Annotated in this window: 4 protein-coding genes; 3 read left to right on the forward strand and 1 reads right to left on the reverse strand. The window is 71.6% G+C overall.

What is annotated here, in order from left to right; all coding sequences use genetic code 11:
- Nucleotides 1–216: 216 nt before the first annotated feature.
- Nucleotides 217–987, forward strand: coding sequence for a protein kinase (locus VF697_RS35755; protein WP_331102175.1), 771 nt, complete (start codon nucleotides 217–219; stop codon nucleotides 985–987).
- 73 nt (nucleotides 988–1,060) lie between these two features.
- On the opposite strand, the gene VF697_RS35760 is transcribed toward VF697_RS35755, so the two are convergent.
- Nucleotides 1,061–2,452: a PLP-dependent aminotransferase family protein gene (locus tag VF697_RS35760; RefSeq protein WP_331102176.1), complete on the reverse strand. Its 1,392-nt coding sequence runs from the start codon at nucleotides 2,450–2,452 to the stop codon at nucleotides 1,061–1,063.
- A gap of 179 nt (nucleotides 2,453–2,631) precedes the next feature.
- Between VF697_RS35760 and VF697_RS35765 the strand changes: the two genes are divergently transcribed.
- Nucleotides 2,632–3,699 (forward strand): branched-chain amino acid aminotransferase, encoded by a 1,068-nt coding sequence (locus VF697_RS35765; RefSeq protein ID WP_331102178.1) that lies wholly within the window; start codon nucleotides 2,632–2,634, stop codon nucleotides 3,697–3,699.
- 11 nt (nucleotides 3,700–3,710) lie between these two features.
- On the forward strand, nucleotides 3,711–4,145 hold the full coding sequence (locus VF697_RS35770; RefSeq protein ID WP_331102180.1) for a PaaI family thioesterase: 435 nt from the start codon (nucleotides 3,711–3,713) through the stop codon (nucleotides 4,143–4,145).
- Nucleotides 4,146–4,282: the final 137 nt, after the last annotated feature.

The following is a 4,282-nucleotide window of genomic DNA, read 5'->3' on the forward strand; positions in this document are numbered from 1 at the left end:
TTCCCCTTCCCCATCTGTCGCCTCCTGGTGGTTCCAACACCGACGGGACGGGGCCCCATCCCGACTCCCCCAGTCTACCCGGCCGTCTGACATCCCAGGTAGGGACGGACAGCCACCACCGCCATGGCTCGGGAGACCGGAGGACGGCGCACCCTTGGCGTGGAGCGTCCGATGACCGGGTAAGCTGGCTCGGAGCACTTCGCGGGAGAGACAGGGATGGGCGACACACCTTCATGGAGCGGTGGCAGGCTGGGGCCATACCTCGTGGGCAAGCGCTCCTGGGACCTCGGCGCGCACCTGGGGCGCCTCTACGAGGCGCACAACCTCGAGACGGGGGCCTTCGCCGTGGTGCTGGCGCCAGGGCGAGCGGACACGTGGTGCTCGGGCTCGGCCTGGACGGTGCGCGCCACGAGCGGGGTGTTCCCCCCCTGCGTCGCCATCGAGGTGGAGTACGCGTCGGCCGCGGAGGCTCCCGCCGTCCACGACCTGCCCCTGATGTTCGATCTGCTCAAGGGCACGCTGGGGCACCTGCGCCCCAAGGACCGGATGGACGTGCATGCCCACCTCACCCGGAAGCCTCGGGGCGCCTGGTCGAGGCGACTGCTCGCACATGGGCCCTGGCTGCTCGCGGGAGCCGGAGTCGCCGTGGCGGTGCGGCTCGCGCTGGCCTTCTGGCCACGTCCTCCCGAGCCCGCCGGGACGCAGCGAAGTCCCCGGGTGGCCGAGGCCGTGCTCGACGAGCCCATCGCCTTCACCGCCGGGCGGGACGCCGCGCCGCGGGGCATCGGCTACCCCATGCCGGAGACCCCCTTCAAGCAGCAGCAGAAGCCGCCGTGTCTCAAGGGCACCGAGGTGGAGATTCGCGGTGGCTGCTGGGTCACCCTCGAAGCGCGCCCCCCCTGTCCCCGGAGCACCGCCGAGTACGAGGGCAAGTGCTACTTCCCCGTGGGAAAGAAGGAGCCGCCGCCCACCTCGCTCCAACCCTGAGGTGCCGGGCGCGGTCTTCGCCAACCTGTACACTTAGTGGACAGGTTCGCGCGAAACGCGGCCGGGAGGCCCCTCACACGATGGCGGCCAGGGGCTCGGGCCCGGCGTCGAGCACCTCGCGCAGCCGCCGCAGGCCCCGCTCCAACTGCGCGCGCGTGCGCGGCGCGCCGATGCATACCCGCACCGCCGACGGCACCGGCCCCGGCCCCGCGGTGAACAGATCCCCCGACGTCACCGACACCCCGGCCCGCCGCGCCTGTGCCACGAACTCCTCGCTGCGCCGTCCCTCCGGCAGCCCCAGCCACAGGTGGTACAGCGGCACCCCGCGCACCCGCAGCGCCTCGCTCCCGAGCACCGCTCGCGCCAGCTCCAGCCGCTCGCCCACCTCCTGCCGCTGGCGCACCACCAGGTCGTCCGCCGTGCCGTCCTCCACCCAGCCCGCCAGCACCTCGGCCATCAGCGGCGTCGTCATCAGCGAGGCCAGCCCCACCTCCTCGGCCAGCCGCTCGCCCCGCGCCCGCGCCGGTGCCACCAGGTAGCCGATGCGCAGCCCTGGCGTGAGCAGCTTGGACACCCCGGCGATGAAGTAGCTGGCCTCGGGCAGGAAGGCGGCCAGTGGCGGTGGCCGACGTTCCGGCAGCAGCCCGTACGCGTCGTCCTCCAGCACCAGCACCCCGTACTTGCGCGCCACCTCGGCGATGCGCTTGCGCCGCTCCTCCGGCAGCACCGCCCCCGTCGGGTTGTGGCACGTGGGCTGGGTGTAGAGCAGCCGCACCCCACCGCCCCGGCACGCCGCCTCGAAGGCCTCGGGCACCAGCCCCTGCGCGTCCATGGCGAGCCCCTGCAGCCTCAACTGGAAGCGCCGCGCCAGCACCTTGAGCCCCGGGTAGGTGAGCGCCTCGGTGACGAGCGTGTCCCCGGGCTTCGTCATCGCCGCGAGCGCCACCTCCATGGCGTGCTGCCCGCCCGCGCACACCACCACCTGCTCCGGCCTGGCCTGCAGCCCGAAGCGCGAGGCCCACGCCGCGCCCGCGACGCGGTGCGTATAAGGACCCGCCGCCGGCTGGTAGGCGAGCAGCTCCGCCAGGCGCGCCGAGCGGCCCAGCTCCTCCAGCGAGCGTCGGAGCGCCTGACTCGCCGGATCCCCCTCGGGCGTCGCGGGGGCGTTGATGCCCAGCTCCACCGGCGCGTCGTCCCCCGTGTCCATCGGCAGGGGCATGTGCGCGGGCACCTCGCGGTCCCTCACATAGGTACCGCGGCCCACCTCGCCTTTCAGGAGGCCGCGCTTCTCCGCCTCGGCGTAGGCGCGCGTCACCGTCCCCACCGTGACGCCCACCCGCTCGGCCAATTCCCGGTGCGTGGGCAGTCGGGTGCCGGGGGCCAGACGCCCCGCGTCAATGTCCTCGGCGAGCGCGTCCGCGATGGCCCGGTACAACGGCCCGCTGCGTCCCCGGAGCTCCGGCATCCAACTTGTCATGGTGACAATCGATACACTTGACGGAATACGGCACGCAACGTAACTCATTGTCTCGATTCTTCCCGGGGATTGTCACCCTCAATCGACGGGAGAAGCGCGAGCCACTGGGGCAGGCCCGGGCCCCGGACGGAAGAGCACCCCGTCCCCTCTGCACGAGGAGCCGAAGCATGTTGCCCATCGAGACCCAGCGCACCGCCACCCTGAAGTCCAAGCCCTCCAACGAGGGACTCGGCTTCGGCAAGTACTTCACCGACCACATGTTCCGGATGGAGTACGCGCCGGAGCGCGGGTGGCATCAGGCGCGGATCCTCCCGTACGGGCCGCTGGGCCTGGACCCGGGCGCCTCGGTGCTGCACTACGCGCAGGCGGTGTTCGATGGCTCCAAGGTGTTCCGCGGCAAGGACGGGCAGCTGCGCGCCTTCCGGATCACCGACCACTGCAAGCGTCTGGCGGCGAGCTGCGAGCGGCTGAGCATGCCGCCGGTGCCGGTCGAGGTGGCGCGCGAGGCGATTGAAGCGGTGGTGAAGGTGGACGCCGAGTGGGTGCCCAGCGCCCCGGGCACGTCGCTGTACGTGCGGCCGACGGTGATCGCCTCCGAGGCTTTCCTCGGGGTGCGGCCGGCGGACAAGTACATCTTCTTCGTCATCCTCAGCCCGGTGGGCAGCTACTTCGCCGGCGGCGCCGAGACGGTGCGCATCTGGGTGGAGCAGGAGCACACGCGCGCGGCGCCCGGGGGCCTGGGTGGCGCGAAGGCGGCGGCCAACTACGCGGCGGGCCTCAAGGCGTCGATGGAGGCCAAGAAGCGCGGCTACGCCCAGGTGCTGTGGCTGGACGCGCTCGAGCACCGCTACATCGAGGAGGTGGGCACGATGAACCTCTTCGTGCGCATCGGCGAGGAGATCATCACCCCGCCGCTGGAAGGCACCTTCCTGCCGGGGATTACGCGCGAGAGCGCGCTGCAGATTCTGCGCGACTGGGGGATGAAGGTGAGCGAGCGCAGGCTGTCCACCGACGAGCTGCGCGAGGCGCACAAGAAGGGCGAGCTGCGCGAGGTGTTCGGCACGGGCACCGCGGCGGTCATATCGCCGGTGGGCGGGCTGGGCTTCTCGGACGGCGAGCTGCGCATCGGTGACGGCAAGGTGGGCGAGGTCTCCCAGCGCCTCTACGACACCCTCACCGGCATCCAGTACGGCACGGTGGCGGACCGCCACGGCTGGATGTCGCTCATCAAGTAGTCGCGAGCCCGATGGAACCGAGGAACCCGGACTATGTCCGGCAGGTGGAGGACATCTTCCGCAAGGCGGCGTTCGTCACGGACGTGGGCTACGAGCTGGTCCGCGTCACGCCCGGACAGGTGGAGACGCGGCTGACGGTGCGACCCCGGCACCTGCAGCAGGACGACGTCATCCACATGGGCGTGCAGGCGACGATGGCGGACCACACCGGAGGCTCCGCGGCGGGCTCGCTCATCGCCGCGGACCAGCTGGTGCTGACGACGGGCTTCACCATGAACCTGCTTCAAGCGGCGGTGGGCGAGGAGCTCCGGTGCCGCGCGAGGGTGCTGCGCGCCGGACGCACGCTGTCCGTGGTGGAGTCCGAGGTGTACGCCGTGGCCCGAGGCGAGGAGAAGCTCGTGTCGAAGGCCACGGTGACGCTGGCGGTGCTGGCCCGGAAGCGCTGAGCGCCCGAGGCTCACTCAGGGGCGTTGGCGAATCGTGGGGGGGTCTGCCGGGCTCGGTTTTGAAAAACCTGTCCGACTGTCGGACAGGTTTTTGAAAAGTGCGACCAGGAGGTCGGTCGGGGCTGGCGTGTGCGCTG

The sequence above is a fragment of the Archangium sp. genome, assembly GCF_036388035.1.
Taxonomy (GTDB): Bacteria; Myxococcota; Myxococcia; order Myxococcales; family Myxococcaceae; genus Archangium.

Excerpts from the sequence above, each read along its gene's own strand:
- VF697_RS35755 (WP_331102175.1), top strand. The coding sequence starts at position 217 with ATGGGCGACACACCTTCATGGAGCGGTGGCAGGCTGGGGCCATACCTC.
- VF697_RS35760 (WP_331102176.1), bottom strand. The coding sequence starts at position 2,452 with ATGCCGGAGCTCCGGGGACGCAGCGGGCCGTTGTACCGGGCCATCGCG.
- VF697_RS35765 (WP_331102178.1), top strand. The coding sequence starts at position 2,632 with ATGTTGCCCATCGAGACCCAGCGCACCGCCACCCTGAAGTCCAAGCCC.
- VF697_RS35770 (WP_331102180.1), top strand. The coding sequence starts at position 3,711 with ATGGAACCGAGGAACCCGGACTATGTCCGGCAGGTGGAGGACATCTTC.